General features: G+C 54.2%; 2 protein-coding genes. Both read left to right on the forward strand.

The window, feature by feature from the left end; translation table 11 throughout:
* Window positions 1-481, forward strand: a 481-nt coding sequence (locus ABJK56_RS06275; protein ID WP_347243810.1) for a DNA polymerase III subunit beta, incomplete at its 5' end; no start/stop codon positions are given.
* 35 nt (window positions 482-516) lie between these two features.
* Entirely contained in the window at window positions 517-951 is a 435-nt protein-coding gene (locus ABJK56_RS06280) for a hypothetical protein (protein ID WP_347243811.1), read from the forward strand.
* The last annotated feature ends 185 nt before the right edge of the window (window positions 952-1,136 follow it).

A 1,136-nucleotide genomic window follows, 5' to 3' on the forward strand; every position in this document is an offset into this window, starting at 1 on the left:
TTCAGTCTTTGCCGATGCGAAGAGGGTTGGATTCAAACTGGAAAATACCATCGTGATATCGCGCACAATTGAGGGTCAGTATCCGGATTATGAACGGGTGATTCCTAAAGACTTACCAGTTCAAATCGCGGTCAAGCGGGAGCAGTTGATTAATGCCATACGCCGGGCAATTATTTTTAGCCGGGATTCCCACGGTAAGCCCGTGAGCATTCAGGTTTTGCCCGACGGCGGTATGGTGGTCAGTACGGAACAATCGGAGGCTGGCACTTATCGTGAAGAGATTGATTGCAGGGTGCTGAAGGGGTCGGGGGTGCAGATAGCGTTCAACGGCGGGTATCTACTGGAAACCCTTGCCAGGATTGGAACAGATAAGGGGCTGATTGGACTTTCCGAGCCGGTCCAACCAGCAGTGTTCAAACCAATGAAAGAGAATGGCGAGGAGGGCGAGGTGTTTGTATTAGCACCATTGAACCTGGGGTGACCGATGGCAGCCCAATAATAGTAAAAGGAGGCAAAATGACAGACACCAAAAAGAAAATAATTGAGCAGCTCCGGAAATCCGGAGTCCGTCGGAGGGCTCTCAGCTGGCTTGAGAGCCAGCCAATTGAGGACTGGAAAGGATGGTGGGAAGTGGAGGGCGGCACCTGGGCGGAGTTGCTCTCCGACTACCCGCAGCTCGCTGACCTGTGCTCCGCCCACGGGGGATGGTCAAAGATGAATGGCGATGACTGGGTGTGGCTGCTTTCCCAGCAGCCACAGTTTGCCTCCCAGTGCACTGAGCACTGGGGCTGGGCGAAACTTGATGGCTGGAATTGGGCATGGCTGCTCCGCCGTTTACCTCAGTTTGCCCCCCAGTGTGAGAAATACGGGGGGTGGTTGAAACTGGATGACAAGGACCGGGCGGTGCTGCTCGCAAAGCAGCCCCAGTTTGCCGCCTTCTTAGTCTTATAATGAAAACAAAGGAGGCAAAATGATAGAATACCCGAAAGAAACCCTCATTAAACAGCTCCGGCTGGCAGGGGCCTGCCGGGCGGCCATAGAGTGGGCTGAATCACAGCCCACCGCGGCGGACATCGTAAAAAACTGCCCAGAGAAATGGAGGCTCTGGGCGTTGAACCAACGGGAGTTTCTCAAAC

The organism is Thermogutta sp., assembly GCF_039793925.1.
Lineage (GTDB): Bacteria > Planctomycetota > Planctomycetia > Pirellulales > Thermoguttaceae > Thermogutta.

What these genes read in the sequence shown, in the direction of transcription:
- ABJK56_RS06280 (WP_347243811.1), top strand. Translation starts at nt 517, where the DNA reads ATGACAGACACCAAAAAGAAAATAATTGAGCAGCTCCGGAAATCCGGA.